The sequence below is a fragment of the Vibrio sp. 10N.286.48.B8 genome, assembly GCF_003050085.1.
GTDB classification, from domain to species: Bacteria; Pseudomonadota; Gammaproteobacteria; order Enterobacterales; family Vibrionaceae; genus Vibrio; species Vibrio crassostreae.
Genome location: NZ_PIGD01000025.1, coordinates 1 through 16,754 on the forward strand (window position 1 = coordinate 1; position 16,754 = coordinate 16,754).

Consider the following 16,754-nt stretch of genomic DNA (forward strand, 5'->3'; position numbering starts at 1 on the left):
GAACTAGGCGCAATTGAACGCAGCAAAGTCGGTATTTTGGTTGCCGCGTTGATTTCATTACTTTCAGTTGCGATGTTCCTGCTGTTCCCAGAGTGGATCATTAGACTTTACACCACCGACCCTGCAATAAGCGCGACAGCAGCAGTATTGTTGACCTTTACTGCGATGTACCAGTTCAGCGATGCATTACAAACGTCTGCTAACGGTGCATTACGTGGTTATAAAGATACCAAGATCCCAATGATCTTAGCCATCGCTTCATACTGGGGCTTAGCATTACCACTGGGTATGGTGTTGGGCTTAACAGACCACATTGTTCCTGCAATGGGTGAAGAAGGCTTTTGGATAGGTATTCTAACGGGCTTGAGCGTTTCAGCGACGCTGATGTTAATTCGCTTGCGATACGTGATTAAGCAGCGTGACTTGCCACCAGCAGATGTTTCAATAGCAAGCTAAGATAGACCAATAATCTGTCTCGTCCTAAAATACGTTGACAGTTTTTTACTAAGCCAACAGCGCCAGCTGTTGGCTTTTTTCATGCACCTCATTTGGAGTTTTCATGGTTGCTGCGCCTGCATCGAGGACTTGTAGAATATTGGGTGCTTCACCTGCTCGGTATGCCGCGATACCCGCGGTTAAGGTCTCTGTGTATGAGCCCTTGTAGATTGGCGTGATTTCGTAATCATCTTGAGACGCATTAAAGTCGGTCGCAATTTTGTTTACTGTTTCTCCAAGCTGGCCGCCCATTGCGTGCCACCAAGTGACTTGAGTCGTTGCGAACGCTGGCATTGCCGTTGTCGCGGAAAGAACGCCTGCCAAAATTAGCTTATTCATCTTCGTTTCCTTTTGGATGAAATCGATATCGAGGTATTGGATTAGAGTTTTAACGAGACAGTAGGGGTGTCGTTTGAAGCTATCTTGAACAGGACGTATTTCACTTACGTGGCTAAACCGTTTCACTGATATGAAAGATTCATTTCGATTTCATTTAAGAGAAAAGTTATTGATAGTTTTGATATTTACTGTGTGCGGTTTTTAAGAGGTTTGTTGTTCAATGCTCGCTCAATATTTGTTGTCTCGTCCTAAAATACGTTGACAGTTTTTTACTAAGCCAACAGCGCCAGCTGTTGGCTTTTTTCATGCACCTCATTTGGAGTTTTCATCATGAGACTGAGATGGGGCCTCATATTGTTATAGATATTGATAGACTCTTTTACTAGTCGTTTAAGCTCCTCAAGATTCTTACACCTATCAAGTAAGAACTCTTGTTTCAGGATCCCATTTATTCTTTCTGCTAAGGCATTTTGGTAGCAGTCATAACCATCTGTCATCGAAGGCATTATGCCGCTAGTTTTCAATTTATCTTGATATACACCTGAGCAATACTGCAGACCACGATCTGAATGATGAATACAAGAACGATGATATCGACGCCCTTTGATAGCCATATCTAGCGCTTTCACGACATCCGTCGCTTTCATTTCATTACTCAGCTCATAGCCCATTATTTTTCGGCTAAACGCATCCGTAACCAATGATAGGTAGTGAACTCCTTCATCAGATTGAACATAGGTTATGTCGCTCACCAACACACTCTCTGGACTACATGGCTTGTAGTCCTTTAATAAGTTCGGGTGTTTCTTCATCCAATGCCGACTATTGGTCGTTTTTGTAAAACTACGCTTAGGTCTTACCAACAATCGCTCAGCGCGTAAGTAGTTGAAAAGCGCATCTCGGCCTAACTTGATACCTTGTTCTTGTAGTCTGGGTTTAATTAAAAAATAGAGCTTCCTCGTACCAACCCGAGGCATATAACGCCTAATATCCAACACCATTTTTTTAATCGGTTTAAGCTCTAACCGACGATGATGAGCTCGCTTTTCCCGTTGATAAACACTCTGCCTTGTTATGCCGCAAAGCCTACATACTCGAACTAAACTTATTCCTTCCTGTTTTTGAAGGCTTCTTGCTCCTTGGCGAGATACTTTTTTCTGAGACTGGTTCCGTGCTCAGCATCAAGGATATCAACCACTCTATTTAAGAAGAGGTTCTTGATTTTTTCGTCTTCCAACTCCTTTTCAAGACGTTTTATTTTCTGTGCAGGCGACTCTTTAGGCTTAGGTGATTGGCTCATGACATTCATCCTTGGATTTTGCGCCCAATTCATCTTACCGTGCTTTCGAAGCCAGGTTAAAACGGTTGAACGGCCTTGAATACCATAAATGGTTTGGGCTTGTTTATATGTCATATCGCCTCTTTCTACAGCGGCGACGACCTGTAATTTAAAGCCTAGTGTGTAATCACGCTGAGTGCGCTTAACGTAGGTATTATTTGAAGTAGTCATAATTCGTCCTCAATGTGTAAACACATTTCAGGACGAGACAATGAAATAGAAAAGGCCTCATTACTTCGCAGTAATGAGGCCTTTTTGTATTCTGTGGTCTTTTTATATTCAGCTACTTAGTTAGGTGTACTTCTGTTTGGTTATAGCTTTTCGCTGTACTCAACCAGTACTTGCTCAACCCAGCTTGCGATACGGTCATCGCTAAGCTCGTATTGTGAATCTTCATCAAGCGCCAAACCAACGAATTGAGATTGGTCTTCCGTTAACGCTTTAGACGCTTCGAACTCGTAGCTGTCGTCGTTTGGCCAGAAGCCAACAAACTCTGCTCCAGCGGTTTTCAGTTCATCATGCAACAGACCCATCGCATCAAGGAACCATTCGCCGTAGCCTTCTTGGTCACCTAAACCAAACAGAGCCACAACCTTGCCTTTCATTGGCGTGGTTGCGATGTCTTCCCACAGTTCATTCCAATCTTCTTGGATTTCACCGAAGTCCCAAGTCGAGATGCCCAGCAATAAAAGGTCGTAGTCCGCCATCAATGAAAGAGGGGTTTCTTTCACGTTATGGATATCAACTAGGTCTTCACCAATAATGCCGCGAATTTTCTCTGCTGCCATTTCTGTGTAGCAGGTGGTTGAGCCGTAAAATAATCCAATTTTCATAGCAAACGTTCGATTTTAATTTCAGATGGCGAATTCTAACCATAAATCGACTTCGATTGCAGCGATTATCCGCTCAAGTCGTAATTTTTATGGCATTCATATTTGCTCTGGCATACTCTCAAAACAGTTTCCAATATTGTGAGTAACACTATGCAGTCGCCTCAAGGGCAGAGCGAAGACCACGGTCTCGTTGAGCAGTTTTTAGATGCTATGTGGATGGAGCGAGGATTATCGGAGAATACGCTTGTCTCGTACCGTACCGATTTGTCCAAGTTATTAGCGTGGATGGAAAAGAACAATTACCGCCTCGACTTCATTAGCCTTTCAGGTTTACAGGATTATCAAGGCTGGTTAGCCGACGCTGATTTTAAGCAGACTTCTCGTGCCCGTATGTTGTCGGCGATTCGTCGCTTGTTCCAATACTTACACCGCGAGAAAATCAGAGGTGATGATCCAAGTGCTTTGTTGATCAGCCCGAAGTTGCCGCAACGCTTGCCGAAAGATTTGAGCGAAGAGCAGGTTGATGCTTTGCTTGATGCGCCAGATCCGAACGATCCGATTGAGCTTCGCGATAAGGCGATGCTTGAGTTACTCTATGCAACCGGTTTGCGTGTGACAGAACTGGTTAGCTTGACGATGGAAAACATCAGCCTAAGACAGGGCGTGGTGCGTGTTATTGGTAAGGGTGGTAAAGAGCGCTTAGTACCCATGGGCGAAAATGCGGTCGATTGGATAGAGACTTTTATTGAGCAAGGTCGTCCACATCTACTTGGCGAAAACAGTTCTGATGTGGTTTTTCCGAGTAAACGCGCCAAGCAAATGACCCGTCAGACGTTCTGGTATCGTATCAAGTACTACTCGGTCGTCGCCGGTATCGACACAGAATTGTTGTCACCCCACGTATTGAGACACGCTTTTGCGACGCATTTACTGAACTATGGCGCAGATCTCAGGGTCGTACAGATGTTACTTGGGCATAGTGACTTATCGACAACCCAAATTTATACTCACGTGGCGACTGAAAGGCTGAAGCAAATTCACGCGCAGCATCACCCACGTGCTTAAATCCATTTATTTTTAAGGTGAACTTAATGAGCGTATTACGCCGTCTTCCTCTACTAGCGATTCCTCTTATGATTACTGCATGTAATGCATCAGAAGCGAAAGTAGAAACAACGTCAACAGCCGTAGAAGCTGCTCCTGCTCAAGCTATTGATACTGCAGCGTTAACTAAGCGTTTTGAAAAGATCGGCATTAAGGTCGATAAGATTGTTCCTTCGGATATCGATGGTCTTTTAGAAGTTCAAACCAACAGCGGCATTATCTTTTCTTCTCCTAAGGGCGACCATTTTCTAGCCGGTACACTTTACTCTTTGGATGACAACGGCAAGTTCAGTGATGTTTTGGCTGAGCGTCAAGCTCCGTTGAATGCTGAAAAAGTAGCAGCAATGTCGGATACGGTTATCGAATATAAAGCTGATAACGAAAAGTACGTTGTGACGGTATTTACGGATATTACCTGTGGCTACTGTGTTCGTCTGCACAGCCAAATGCAGGGCTACAACGATCTGGGTATTACCGTTCGCTACATGGCTTACCCGCGTCAAGGCGCGACAGGACAAGTTGCTGATCAAATGGCGGCAATCTGGGCGTCAGATGATCCAAAAACAGCTATGCATGACGCTAAAGTAAATCGTCAAATGCCAGCGTCTGGTAAAGACCTAGCAGAGCAGAAGCAGATCATTGCTAAACAATACCAATTGGGTCGTGAGCTTGGCATCAATGGTACACCGGCTATCGTACTAGCAAGTGGTGAGTTGGTGAGTGGTTACTTGCCGCCAGCACAACTTCTTCAACGTTTAGAGCAATAATCTCGTTTTCTGTATTGCCATTTATCCCCCATGTTTTTGATTTAAGGAGAGGCCTGATTGATATCGGGCCCATTTTTATATGATAGAGATCCAACGCCGTCCAGAGGTCGACATTTCAGTCTTACCTGCTCACTTACCTGACTTATTAAAGCGTATTTATGTGAGTCGTGGAATCGACAGTGCTGACCAACTAGAGACAGCAGCGAAAGGCTTGCACTCTTATCAAAAACTGGGTGGCATTGATGCTGCGGTTGAACTGTTGTTCAAGGCCATTCAGCAGCAAAAACGCATCATCATTGTTGGTGACTTTGATGCCGATGGCGCAACCAGTTCAGCGTTGTCCGTACTTGCTCTACGTATGTTGGGCAGTTCTAACGTCGATTATCTGGTACCAAACCGTTTTGAAGATGGTTATGGCTTGAGCCCTGAGGTTGTCGAACAGGCAATCGAGCTTGGCGCCGAAGTGATCATGACGGTTGATAACGGTGTCTCTTCTATTGAAGGTGTTCGCTTCGCTAAAGAGAAAGGACTAGAGGTTCTGGTTACCGACCATCACTTGCCGGGCAATGAACTGCCAATGGTCGATGCGATGGTTAACCCAAACCTTGAGAGCTGTGCTTTTCCTTCGAAAGCCCTAGCGGGTGTTGGTGTCGCTTTTTATCTGATGATGGCATTGTGTGTTCACATGCGTAAGTTGGGTTGGTTTGCAGAGCGCGGCATGACAGAACCTAAGTTGATGGAATTGATTGACCTTGTGGCGCTGGGTACGGTTGCCGACGTGGTCCCACTCGACGAAAACAACCGAATTTTAGTGCATCAAGGTTTGCAACGTATTCGTGCGGGTAAAGCTCGTCCGGGTATTCAAGCCTTGATCGAAATCGCTAAGCGAGACGCTAAGCGTTTGGTGGCGTCTGATTTTGGCTTTGCTCTTGGTCCTCGTATCAATGCAGCTGGTCGATTGGATGACATGTCTTTTGGTGTTGAGCTACTAATGAGTAACAACATCTATGCGGCGCGTCGAATGGCAAGTGAACTGGATGGTTTGAACCAAACACGTAAAGAGATCGAAGAGGGCATGAAGCAAGAAGCGATGGCTTTTTGTGAGCGCCTTGAGTTTGGTAAAGACGACCTGCCTTCTGGTTTAGCCTTGTTCCAACGTGATTGGCATCAAGGTGTGATTGGTATCTTGGCTTCGCGTATCAAAGACAAATACCACCGCCCAGTGATTGCGTTTGCAGATGGCGGCGAAGGCAGTATCAAAGGTTCATGTCGCTCAATTCCAGGTTTGCACATGCGTGATGCTTTGGACCGAATCGACACTCAAAACCCAGGCTTGATTCTTAAGTTTGGTGGCCACGCAATGGCGGCTGGCTTAACCATCATGGAAAAGGACTTTGAACGCTTCAGCAAGTTGTTCAATGATGTTGTGAAGAATGAACTTGGAGAAACAGCACTGAAGGGCATTATTTTGTCTGATGGTGAGCTGTTACCAGAAGAGTTCTCTATGCACACCGCTGAAACGCTGCGTTCAGGTGGCCCGTGGGGACAAGCTTTCCCTGAGCCAATTTTCGATGGTGAGTTTAAAGTGCTGCACCAAAAGCTGGTGGGTGAAAAACACCTTAAGCTGATGCTCGAGCCGCTCTACAAAGGCCACCCTACCAATGTGATGATTGATGGTATTGCCTTTAACGTCGACCTACGTCGCTGGCCTGATGCATCAGTAAAAACCGTTCATCTTGCATTTAAGCTCGATATCAACGAATTTCGTGGTAACCAATCGTTGCAGCTGATGATCGATCATATCGAAGCCAAATAGTTATTTTGGGCTCAATAATGCTCATCATCTAGCGCTAAATTCAACAAGCTCTGTTCAAAAACAGGGCTTGTTTTCCTTCCTGCCCTTACAAATTCTACGTGTTTTTTCTGCCTGTCAATTTTATATCCCATTAAGTTGTTGAATCTTGGTTCACCACTCTAAAAAATTCTGTATCTCCGTCACACTTTTGAGTACAATTCTTCGGTTAAATTCTACTCATAAATGATGAGCTAAAATGTTTGAAATCAATCCTATAAAAAACCGTCTGCAGGATGTGTCTGAGCGCACAAATATCCTGAGGGGGTATCTTTGACTATGACGCTAAGCAAGAGCGTCTAGAAGAAGTAAACGCAGAATTAGAACAACCGGATGTATGGAACGAACCTGAGCGTGCACAAGCGCTAGGTAAAGAACGTTCTGCATTGGAAGCGGTAGTAGAAACGATCGACCAACTTGACCAAGGTGTTGAGGATGTTGATGGCCTGCTAGAGCTTGCGGTTGAAGAAGAAGATCAAGAAACGTTCGATGAAATTGAACCAGAACTAGCCGAGCTTGAAGCTAAGCTAGAGAAGCTGGAATTCCGTCGTATGTTCTCTGGTGATCACGATGCATCAGATTGCTACATCGATTTACAGTCAGGTTCGGGCGGTACAGAAGCTCAAGACTGGACTTCAATGATGTTGCGCATGTACTTACGTTGGGCAGATTCGAAAGGCTTCAAGACTGAAGTTATCGAAGTGTCTGATGGCGATGTTGCTGGCCTTAAAGGCGCAACGGTACGTATCTCTGGTGAGTATGCTTACGGCTGGTTACGTACAGAGACTGGTGTTCACCGTCTAGTTCGTAAATCACCATTTGATTCAAGTGGTCGTCGTCATACTTCATTTGCATCTGCGTTTATCTATCCTGAGATTGATGACAACATTACGATCGACATTAATCCTTCTGACCTACGTATTGACGTATACCGTGCCTCTGGCGCTGGTGGTCAGCACGTAAACACCACGGAATCGGCGGTACGTATTACTCACGTTCCGACCAACACCGTGGTTCAGTGTCAGAATGACCGTTCGCAGCATAAGAACAAAGATCAAGCGATGAAGCAGCTACGTGCTAAGCTTTTTGAACTTGAGATTCAAAAACAAAATGCTGAAAAACAAGCGAGCGAAGAAACGAAATCAGACATCGGTTGGGGCAGTCAGATCCGCTCTTACGTACTGGATGATTCTCGTATCAAAGATTTACGCACCGGCATCGAAAACCGTAATACTCAAGCGGTTCTTGACGGTGACTTAGACAAGTTTATTGAAGCTAGCCTGAAATCAGGTCTGTAAGCTTTATCAACTATTAAGCTTTACCAATAATATTGGTAAAAATGCCTATATTTGCAAAAATATAGCGGTCCAAATTTTAAAAGCAGGGTACATCTCTAATGACTGATGCTGTTCAAAACGAAAACGCACAAGAAGCTTCTTCACCTGAAGAGAACAAACTAATCGCTGAGCGCCGCAGCAAGCTGGATCACATCCGCCAAAACTGCAAAGCTAACGGTCACCCAAATGACTTCCGTCGTGAGCACCTAGCTGGCGATCTTCAAGCGGAATTCGGTGAGAAGACTAAGGAAGAGCTAGAAGAGCTTAACCACATCGTTGCGATCGCTGGTCGTGTTATGGCGAAGCGTGGTCCATTCCTTGCGATTCAAGAAACTTCTGGTCGTATCCAAGCATACGCAGCGAAAGACGTACAAAAAGTACTGAAAGAGAAGTACCAAGGCCTAGATATCGGTGACATCATCGGTGTTAAAGGTGCGCTTCACAAATCAGGTAAAGGCGACCTTTACGTGAACATGGAAGAGTTTGAATTGCTGACTAAAGCACTTCGTCCTCTACCAGAGAAGTTCCACGGTCTAACTGACCAAGAGATGCGTTACCGTCAGCGTTACGTTGACCTAATCGTGAACGAAGATTCTCGCAATGCATTTATCGTGCGTTCTAAGCTTGTATCTTCAATCCGTAACTTCATGAGCGCGAAAGGCTACCTAGAAGTTGAAACGCCAATGATGCACGTGATCCCGGGTGGCGCAACTGCACGTCCATTCATCACTCATCACAATGCACTAGACATCGACATGTATCTACGTGTTGCACCAGAGCTTTACCTTAAGCGTCTAGTGGTTGGTGGTTTTGATCGTGTATTCGAGATCAACCGTAACTTCCGTAACGAAGGTCTATCTCCACGTCACAACCCAGAATTCACAATGATGGAATTCTACCAAGCGTACTCTGACTACAAAGACCTTATGGATCTGACAGAAGAGATGCTAAGCACGGCAGCAATGGACGTTCTTGGTTCTACTTCTATGCCTTACGGTGACGAAACGGTTGAGTTCGGTGGCACTTACGCTCGAATGAGCATGTTCGATGCAATCAAGCACTACAACCCTGAGCACGCTGAGATTCAAGCGCTAACAGAAGCAGACCTACAAGACCGTGAGAAGATGGTTGCTATCGCAAAATCTGTACACGTAGACGTAGAAACGTTCTGGACATGTGGTCAGCTTCTAGAAGAGATCTTTGGTGAAACGGCTGAGCCTCAGCTAATTCAACCAACGTTCATCACTGGCTACCCAGCGGACATCTCTCCTCTAGCACGTCGTAGCGATGACAACCCATTCTTCACAGACCGTTTTGAGTTCTTCATCGGTGGCCGTGAAGTTGCGAATGGTTTCTCTGAGCTTAACGATGCACAAGACCAAGACGAGCGTTTCAAAGCGCAAGTTAACGCGAAAGACGCGGGTGACGACGAAGCAATGTACTACGATGCAGACTACATTACTGCACTAGAGCACGGCCTACCGCCAACAGCAGGTCAAGGTATCGGTATCGACCGTCTAGCAATGCTATTTACAAACACGCACACAATCCGTGACGTGATCTTGTTCCCGGCAATGCGTCCACAAGCGTAATTCTCGCTTATAGGGCGTAACAGCCTATGTAATTAAAAAGCCACCTTCGGGTGGCTTTTTCTGTTTTTGGGCTTCAAAACCTAGTCTGTACCGCACTCTTGATTCGAAAAATCGTTATTTCTGACATAGTCTTACTATTGAGACATAAAATCTAAGATAGTCTCACTACTATACGCCTCTGCGCTGAATACGATCTCGCGGCATTTTGTCGAACGATGAAGCAGTGACTCGTATTAGCCTGATTTAAATAAAAATAGAATAAGGAAGAAGGATGGGAACTCAATTTAAGATGGATTCCTTACCAGGTTCTCTTATCGTCGTTGGTGGTGCGTACGAACCCTGGTTATCAGTGTTAGAACAAGTGGGTTGGCAGTGTACCCAGTGTGCAGATTTACGAAAAGCCGATGCCTTGATTGCTGATATTGGCCCATGTATTGGTATTGTCGATCTTAGTCATGATGAGTTCAGTCTCAACGGTATTGCTAACCTTGTGAGCAATAACAAGCAGGTGAGATGGCTCGCCTTTATCCGTGAATCGCAATTAAGCTCTGATACTATCTGCCAGTTTATCGTTAACTTCTGTATCGACTTTTTCACGGCGCCAATCCCAGATGCTCAGTTGCTGAGTACCATTGGTCACCAACTGGGTATGCTGAAGCTTGAGCAGAAAGTATGGCCAAACTACGGCATTAACAACAATATGGGCCTGCTGGGCGACTCTGTGGCTGTGAAGCGCTTGAGAGACCAAGTGAAGCGTATTGGGCCGACTGATGTCAGTATCTTGATTTATGGCGAGAGCGGAGCTGGTAAAGAGACGATTGCACGCTCGATTCACCAAAACTCGTCGCGAGCACAGAAGCCATTTTTAACGGTTAACTGTCGTGCCTTGTCTGAAATGAGAATAGAGGCCGAGGTCTTTGGTATTTCAGCACAGCCAGCGACAGCGCCTTGTATGTTGGAAGAAGCCGATGGCGGAACCATCTTGCTTAATGATGTTTTAGCGATGCCACGCAATCAACAACTGAATCTGTTGCGCTTTTTACAAGAGGGTAAGATTGAAACCGCTAATGGACCTAAATCCGTTGATGTGCGTATTCTGGCCGCGAACTCCTCTGATATCGAGAAGGCGTTGATTGAGGGCGATTTTAATGAAGAGCTCTATCACTACATTAATGTTCTGCGTATTCATGTTCCGAGCTTAAAAGAACGTGTGAGTGATATTTCAGTACTGGCTAATCACTTTCTGCGTGAGTACTCGAAAGAGTTTAATGCTCAAGCGAAGAGCTTTTCAGACGATGCTATCCGTTCGATGAATCGCTACCATTGGCCTGGAAATGTGCGTGAGCTGATGAATCAGATTAAGCGTGTTGTGTTGATGTCTGATGCGGTGATCATTGAGGATCACCAACTCGATTTACCAAAACAGAATGATGAACGCCGAAGTTTGAAGAGTATTCGTGAGCGTTCAGAGCGCGATGCACTGCTGATTGTGTTGGAGTCTTACGGCGGTCAGGTTTCGTTGGCAGCTAAAGAACTTGGCGTATCACGAGCAACTATGTACCGATTGCTCAATAAACACAGCCTAATCTCTGAAGGGGTTGTTTAGACTCTTTTCTACATGACTTTATTCAGTCACTGTAAATGAAAGGCCACGTATCTACGTGGCTTTTTTGTTTCTGAAGGATAGCCAGTTCTTTTCTAGCTCAGCCGAAGATAGATATGCTGTGATTTTATATAATCATAGTGAATATGTTATATTTAAATGAATATGCAACTGATATTTTGGGTAAATGCATTGTTTTGAAAATGTTAACCAATTATCGGTTGAATAATATACTCACTTGGTTAGACTTTACCCGTGAAAGCAGAGATTTAACAAATACTTGTCTGCTTTTACTACCTCATTTCTTTTTGGATTTTTTAGTTAGCTTGGAGGCGCAAATGAAACATTTCGATTTTATACAGCATATTTGCGCGTCGTTTGATCCGTGTACTGACATGGTGACTGATATGTCACAAACATCAGCCATGGCCGATCGAAACACCCAAGATAAACCTAACTAATAGATCCGTATCCTTATTTGGCTGCGGAAAAATAGCAGCTAAATGAGAAGCCCTCACACTATCTAACACGCTATTTTTCCTCAGTTTATTCAACAACTGGAGAGTTATTATGCGTCACTCAGTATATTTAAAATTAGCAACAGTCCTTATCCGTGCCGATCTTCGTCGTGAAGAGCGTGAATGGCAACGAAAAGTTCGTCGTAGTTCATATGATCTACCATGGAACAATACTCACTTATTAAGAGATATTGGTCTTGAGGCTGACGGTCGACCTATTGGTTTTTCTGAACCAGAAGTTGTCACTATTGAACGTCGAGTACGTCACCTTCGTCGTGTCCTAAGTGCGCGAATACCGACGTAATCTGCGGGGTTGATAGCACCGTTCAACCCCTAAGATAAGTCACAGTGATAGTTATGGCGTCGAAAGTGCAAACTTTTGAACTAGAACTGGTCAAATAAGAGAAGCTCTTGCTTCTCTTTTTTGCTTTTTTAAGCCGTTATCTATGCTTTTTTAAGTTGTTATCTAGTAAAGGAAAAGAGTTCTACTAAGCTTTATAGAGCAAGGGAGGCTGGCTATGCAGAAGCATCAATTAGACATGTGGTTACATGGAGAGCATAAAGACTCTTATCAAACTCCAAAAGTGTACGTTATAGGCTGTTCTGATATCTCAGAATATCTACTGGCGGTGGAGTACAAACACAAGCTAGAACCGGTAAAGCAAGACGGCGAGCCGCTTCACTTTGGATCCTTGGATCAAGTGAAAGAGGAGTTACTCCGGCTCGGCTTTGAAAAGGCGTATCTTCGCCTACATAACGCGTATGATGAGTTTGGTAATGAGCCAAGCCAAAGCTACTGTGACATTGAACTGGCGCTTAAACCTCATTAAGAGAGCGTTTGTTGCTAGAGATTGATTCTAATTGCAGGCTCTTTTGTAACGCATTGAGAGTTTTCGCTACCGAGGCTCGATTAAACGATCTATGCGTAATGTGTTGTCAGCAATTTGTGGGTGAATTGAGTTCGTAGATAGAAACCACGTGGTTTAGTTTTGATAGGTTTTCCACTTGCACCGTAAGCTTCGGTTAACACTCGACTGTTGGCAGCTTTTGGACGTAAATGCAGTGCTTCACCGTGTCTTGCAGTTATTTGCTCCACATTGCCTAACACGATCAATTCCATTAGTTCTTCCCAATCTCTTTTCAAGAGTTCGTCTTCAGCTTGGCTAGGTGTCCATAATAAAGGGGATCCTACATGCCTCTTTGCTAACGGGATCTCTCTTTCTCCCTCGACAGGGATCCACAACACCTTAGACAGCTTGTTTCGAACGTGGCTGGTTTCCCAAGTTATGCCTTGCACACCCATCAAAGGCGCGACACACACAAAGGTGGTTTCGAGTGGCTTGCCAGAATAGCCAATCGGAATACTTTTTAGCTCGATCCCTAGCTTGGCAAAATCTTGTTCTGGCTTGCTGCCTGCAGGTGCACCCAAGTGCCATTCCAATAACTGCCCAACCCAGCCTTTATCACGCTTAAGGTCGTTTGGCATCCGCATCTCGGCTTCGTCGGCGAGTTCTTTAAAGGTCATTCCGGCGATGGCATACGCGCGCTCTAACAGCTCTTGTTGTGTTTGTGGTTCTGGTTTCATAATAAAAGGTATGATCAAAAAAACGATTTTATCAGAAGTTATCACCAAATGACGACTGGTTAAGAAATGATCTCCTTGCGAGAAAAGGGATCAAACTCAGGGTTATCCACAGGACATAAAGGTAATTAATTGAAATATTAATTTAGTGGATAAATAAACAGGGGTTTATGGTGGATAAAATGCTTGCCAAATGGGGTTCAAAATGAATCTTTCACTTGGTAGTGTGGATAAACATCGGAGTGATTGATCTTTAACCATGTCGAATTTCTGAAAGATCTTTTACATTTCCAATGTTTTTTAAAACTAAGATATTATTTTAATTGGTTGATTTGTATGAATATAAATTAAGTTTTATTGATTTGTCGTTTTTTGTGTTGATGAATCTATGGATTAAAAAAAACGATTGCGGGTAATTCTTCACATAGTTATTCACAGAAAAGGTGAATAAATGTGGTCTATGTCTCACTATTGTGTGGGTAACTAGAATTTGAGCAAAACTTATCCATATCTTTAGTTATTATTCATAAATATAGCGCTTATCACGTCACTAAGTTTGCTCCGATTGGGGATATGTGGAAAAATCAGAGTAATTAAAAATTTAGATAGAGGTTGGCCAGTGATAGATGGCGATGGTTACCGATTAAATGTTGGTATTGTAATCTGTAACAACCATGGTCAGGTCTTCTGGGCTAAACGATACGGGCAACATTCATGGCAATTCCCTCAAGGGGGAATAGATGAAGGTGAAACTCCGGAACAGGCAATGTACCGCGAGTTGTATGAAGAGGTTGGCCTTACTAAAAAGGATGTAAAGATCGTCGCGACAAGTCGTCATTGGTTACGCTATAAGCTGCCCAAACGACTGGTTCGGTGGGATTCTAAACCTGTCTGTATTGGACAAAAACAGAAGTGGTTCCTTTTACGCTTAGATTGCGATGAATCGCAGATCAATATGCAGCGTGGAAGTACACCTGAGTTTGATGGTTGGCGTTGGGTGAGTTACTGGTACCCAGTTCGACAAGTTGTTTCTTTCAAGCGAGATGTTTACCGTCGAGCGATGAAAGAATTCGCATCTTTAGCAATGCCGTTTAAAGAGCGAAAAACAAAAGGAAAACGCAAATTGCGTAGAGGTTAAGCATGCTCAGTCAACTAAGGGAAATAGTTGAACACGTATCAAGAGTTGAAGATGTGTCGACGGCTCTTGATATTTTGGTTAAAGAGACATGCAGTGCGATGCAGACGGAATGTTGCACCGTGTATTTGGCAAATAATGATATGCAGCGTCTTGAGTTGATGGCAACTCAAGGCCTGATCTTCAAAGGCAATAGCATTCACATTGGTTTTGACGAAGGTCTGGTTGGCCTTGTTAAAAGAAGTGCTGAACCTATCAACCTTGCACAAGCGTCTGCTCACCCTGCTTATAAGTTTTTTCCAGAGCTTGGAGAAAAGGTTTATCACTCTTTTCTCGGCACTCCGATTATCCATCGCAAGCAAGTGCTTGGCGTATTGGTTATTCAACAGAAGTCTCCTCGTTTATTCAGTGAGATGGAAGAATCCTTCCTTGTCACTCTCTCAGCACAACTTGCGGTCATTGTGGCGCACGCTCAAACTCAAGGCCATTGGCTTTTAGAGCAACAGAAGCTACCTAAGATTAAAGGTATTGCAGCTTCATCGGGCGTTGCGATTGGCGATTTATGGTGGGACAACACTCAGCCTGAACTTACCGATGTTTATCCAGCATCGACGCTTAATGTTGAAAGAGAGCATGAAATGCTGGCAGTCGCCGTCGAAAATGCTCTCAATGACTTTAAGCGAATGCGAAAGCGCCTAGACAGTGAAATCAATAAAGACGCGTTGGCGATCTTTGACCTGTTTACTCACTTACTCAACGATCCCATGTTGCGTAAGGATCTTAAGAGCCAAATCCAGAAAGGCGATAAGGCCGATTGGGCATTAAGGCAGGTTGTTGAGAGCTACTCGAATCGCTTTGCTCGTATGTCAGACGTGTACCTTCGTGAGAGGGCACAAGACATTCGAGAGCTTGGTCAAAGATTGCTCTATTTTCTTCACAATTCTGAACATGAACTTCGCACGCTAGATAAGCCAATTATTTTGGTGGTTCGAGAGCTAACGGCTTCGGTATTGGCCTCTATTCCCAAAGAAAAACTTTTAGCGGTTATTTCTTTGGAAGGGGCGGCGAATTCACATGCCGCGATTTTATCTCGAGCTTTGGGTATTCCTTCTGTTATGGGGGTTAACCTAAATCTTGCTCAAGCTAATGGTAAGCAAGCGATTGTTGACGGGTATAGTGGCGAGATCTTTATTGAGCCGACTCAAAACCTGCTCAAAGAATATCAAGGGCTGATTCTAGAAGAGAGTGAGCTCTCTTCGATGGTCAATCGAGAACTATACTTACCGGCAAAAACGCAAGACAACCAGCAAGTCGAGATCCTGCTTAATGCGGGCTTGAGTGCCGACACCAATATCGCTATCAACCAAGGCGTTGATGGGGTGGGGCTGTATCGAACCGAAATTTCTTTCTTGTTACAGCAGAGGTTCCCGTCAGAGGACGAACAATTCAAGCAATACCGTTCTGTACTCGCGAGCTACCCTGAGAAGCAAGTGGTGATGCGTACACTCGATATCGGTGGCGATAAGGCCTTACCTTATTTCCCTATCGAAGAGGACAACCCATTCCTTGGCTGGCGTGGTATTCGTTTTACGCTCGATCATCCTGACATCTTTATTATTCAGTTACGTGCCATGCTACGTGCGAGCTGTGAAAGCCATAACTTGAGTATTTTGCTGCCGATGATCTCTGGTGCGCAGGAACTGGATGACGCGCTACAACTTATTGAACAAGCGTATGACGAAGTGCATGAGCTTGATAACCGAGTGCGTATACCTCGCGTTGGTATCATGATTGAAGTGCCATCAATGCTTTACATACTGCCGCTGATTGCTGATAAGGTCGACTTTGTTTCAGTCGGTACCAACGACTTAACTCAATATTTATTAGCGGTTGATCGGAACAATTCACGAGTATCCGATGTCTATGAATCAATGCACCCTGCGGTGATCATGGCATTAAAACAAATTCATGATACTTGTAAGCAACATCAATTACCTGTGTGTATTTGTGGCGAGCTAGCCGGTGATCCTATGGGCGCGTTGTTACTGATTGGGTTGGGGTATGAGACGTTAAGTATGAATACCTCGAATGTCGCGAGGACTAAATATTTGATTCGCCAATCTAACTTGAGTGAATTACAGGATTTGGCAAATAGAGCGCTTTCAAAACCATATGGTAGTGACATCTATAGTATGATGCTGAACTATTTCGAAGAGCGTGAATTTACAGGCTTCATTCGAGCAGGTAAAAAATAGGAT

General features: G+C 44.3%; 14 protein-coding genes and 1 pseudogene. 11 read left to right on the forward strand and 4 right to left on the reverse strand.

Annotation, left to right across the window (positions count from 1 at the left end; genetic code table 11):
* A partial coding sequence (locus CWO08_RS21030) for an MATE family efflux transporter (RefSeq protein ID WP_258185407.1) occupies positions 1-456 on the forward strand: 456 nt, incomplete at its 5' end.
* Positions 457-519: 63 nt separating this feature from the next.
* Here CWO08_RS21030 and CWO08_RS21035 read toward each other — a convergent pair.
* The 3 genes and pseudogenes from CWO08_RS21035 to fldB all read right to left on the reverse strand — a co-directional run.
* Positions 520-834 (reverse strand): annotated as a pseudogene (locus tag CWO08_RS21035) (ABC transporter substrate-binding protein); the annotation flags it as partial.
* 272 nt (positions 835-1,106) lie between these two features.
* Positions 1,107-2,344 (reverse strand): IS3 family transposase gene (locus tag CWO08_RS21040; protein ID WP_108021029.1). Its coding sequence is split into 2 segments (ribosomal slippage): positions 1,107-1,972 and positions 1,972-2,344, totalling 1,239 coding nucleotides; the frame shifts between segments, so codons are not numbered across the junction.
* 140 nt (positions 2,345-2,484) lie between these two features.
* Entirely contained in the window at positions 2,485-3,006 is a 522-nt protein-coding gene (gene fldB / locus CWO08_RS21045) for a flavodoxin FldB (RefSeq protein ID WP_019820572.1), read from the reverse strand.
* Positions 3,007-3,156: 150 nt separating this feature from the next.
* Between fldB and xerD the strand changes: the two genes are divergently transcribed.
* The 8 genes from xerD (at position 3,157) to CWO08_RS21090 (ending at position 12,609) form a co-directional block, all read left to right on the forward strand.
* The gene (gene xerD / locus CWO08_RS21050) at positions 3,157-4,071 is read left to right on the forward strand and encodes a site-specific tyrosine recombinase XerD (RefSeq protein WP_102432243.1); all 915 of its coding nucleotides are present in this window, start codon (positions 3,157-3,159) and stop codon (positions 4,069-4,071) included.
* A 26-nt stretch (positions 4,072-4,097) separates the two neighbouring features.
* Positions 4,098-4,877: a thioredoxin fold domain-containing protein gene (locus tag CWO08_RS21055; protein ID WP_102432242.1), complete on the forward strand. Its 780-nt coding sequence runs from the start codon at positions 4,098-4,100 to the stop codon at positions 4,875-4,877.
* Between the two features lie 79 nt (positions 4,878-4,956).
* On the forward strand, positions 4,957-6,693 hold the full coding sequence (gene recJ, locus CWO08_RS21060) for a single-stranded-DNA-specific exonuclease RecJ (RefSeq protein ID WP_108021030.1): 1,737 nt from the start codon (positions 4,957-4,959) through the stop codon (positions 6,691-6,693).
* Positions 6,694-6,928: 235 nt separating this feature from the next.
* A protein-coding gene (prfB, locus tag CWO08_RS21065; protein ID WP_102300662.1) for a peptide chain release factor 2 occupies positions 6,929-8,027 on the forward strand; the annotation gives its coding sequence in 2 pieces (ribosomal slippage) (positions 6,929-7,003 and positions 7,005-8,027; 1,098 coding nt in all).
* A 98-nt stretch (positions 8,028-8,125) separates the two neighbouring features.
* Positions 8,126-9,658, forward strand: coding sequence for a lysine--tRNA ligase (lysS, locus tag CWO08_RS21070; RefSeq protein ID WP_017059330.1), 1,533 nt, complete (start codon positions 8,126-8,128; stop codon positions 9,656-9,658).
* 271 nt (positions 9,659-9,929) lie between these two features.
* Positions 9,930-11,264, forward strand: coding sequence for a cyclic-di-GMP-binding transcriptional regulator VpsR (vpsR, locus tag CWO08_RS21075; protein ID WP_050053118.1), 1,335 nt, complete (start codon positions 9,930-9,932; stop codon positions 11,262-11,264).
* A gap of 567 nt (positions 11,265-11,831) precedes the next feature.
* On the forward strand, positions 11,832-12,083 hold the full coding sequence (locus CWO08_RS21085) for a hypothetical protein (RefSeq protein WP_004735015.1): 252 nt from the start codon (positions 11,832-11,834) through the stop codon (positions 12,081-12,083).
* Positions 12,084-12,297: 214 nt separating this feature from the next.
* Positions 12,298-12,609: a DUF6482 family protein gene (locus CWO08_RS21090; RefSeq protein ID WP_004735016.1), complete on the forward strand. Its 312-nt coding sequence runs from the start codon at positions 12,298-12,300 to the stop codon at positions 12,607-12,609.
* 89 nt (positions 12,610-12,698) lie between these two features.
* On the opposite strand, the gene mutH is transcribed toward CWO08_RS21090, so the two are convergent.
* Positions 12,699-13,364 (reverse strand): DNA mismatch repair endonuclease MutH, encoded by a 666-nt coding sequence (gene mutH, locus CWO08_RS21095; protein WP_108021043.1) that lies wholly within the window; start codon positions 13,362-13,364, stop codon positions 12,699-12,701.
* A 616-nt stretch (positions 13,365-13,980) separates the two neighbouring features.
* Here mutH and rppH point away from each other — a divergent pair.
* The gene (rppH, locus tag CWO08_RS21100) at positions 13,981-14,499 is read left to right on the forward strand and encodes an RNA pyrophosphohydrolase (protein WP_004735018.1); all 519 of its coding nucleotides are present in this window, start codon (positions 13,981-13,983) and stop codon (positions 14,497-14,499) included.
* A 2-nt stretch (positions 14,500-14,501) separates the two neighbouring features.
* Positions 14,502-16,751: a phosphoenolpyruvate--protein phosphotransferase gene (gene ptsP, locus CWO08_RS21105; protein ID WP_108021031.1), complete on the forward strand. Its 2,250-nt coding sequence runs from the start codon at positions 14,502-14,504 to the stop codon at positions 16,749-16,751.
* The last annotated feature ends 3 nt before the right edge of the window (positions 16,752-16,754 follow it).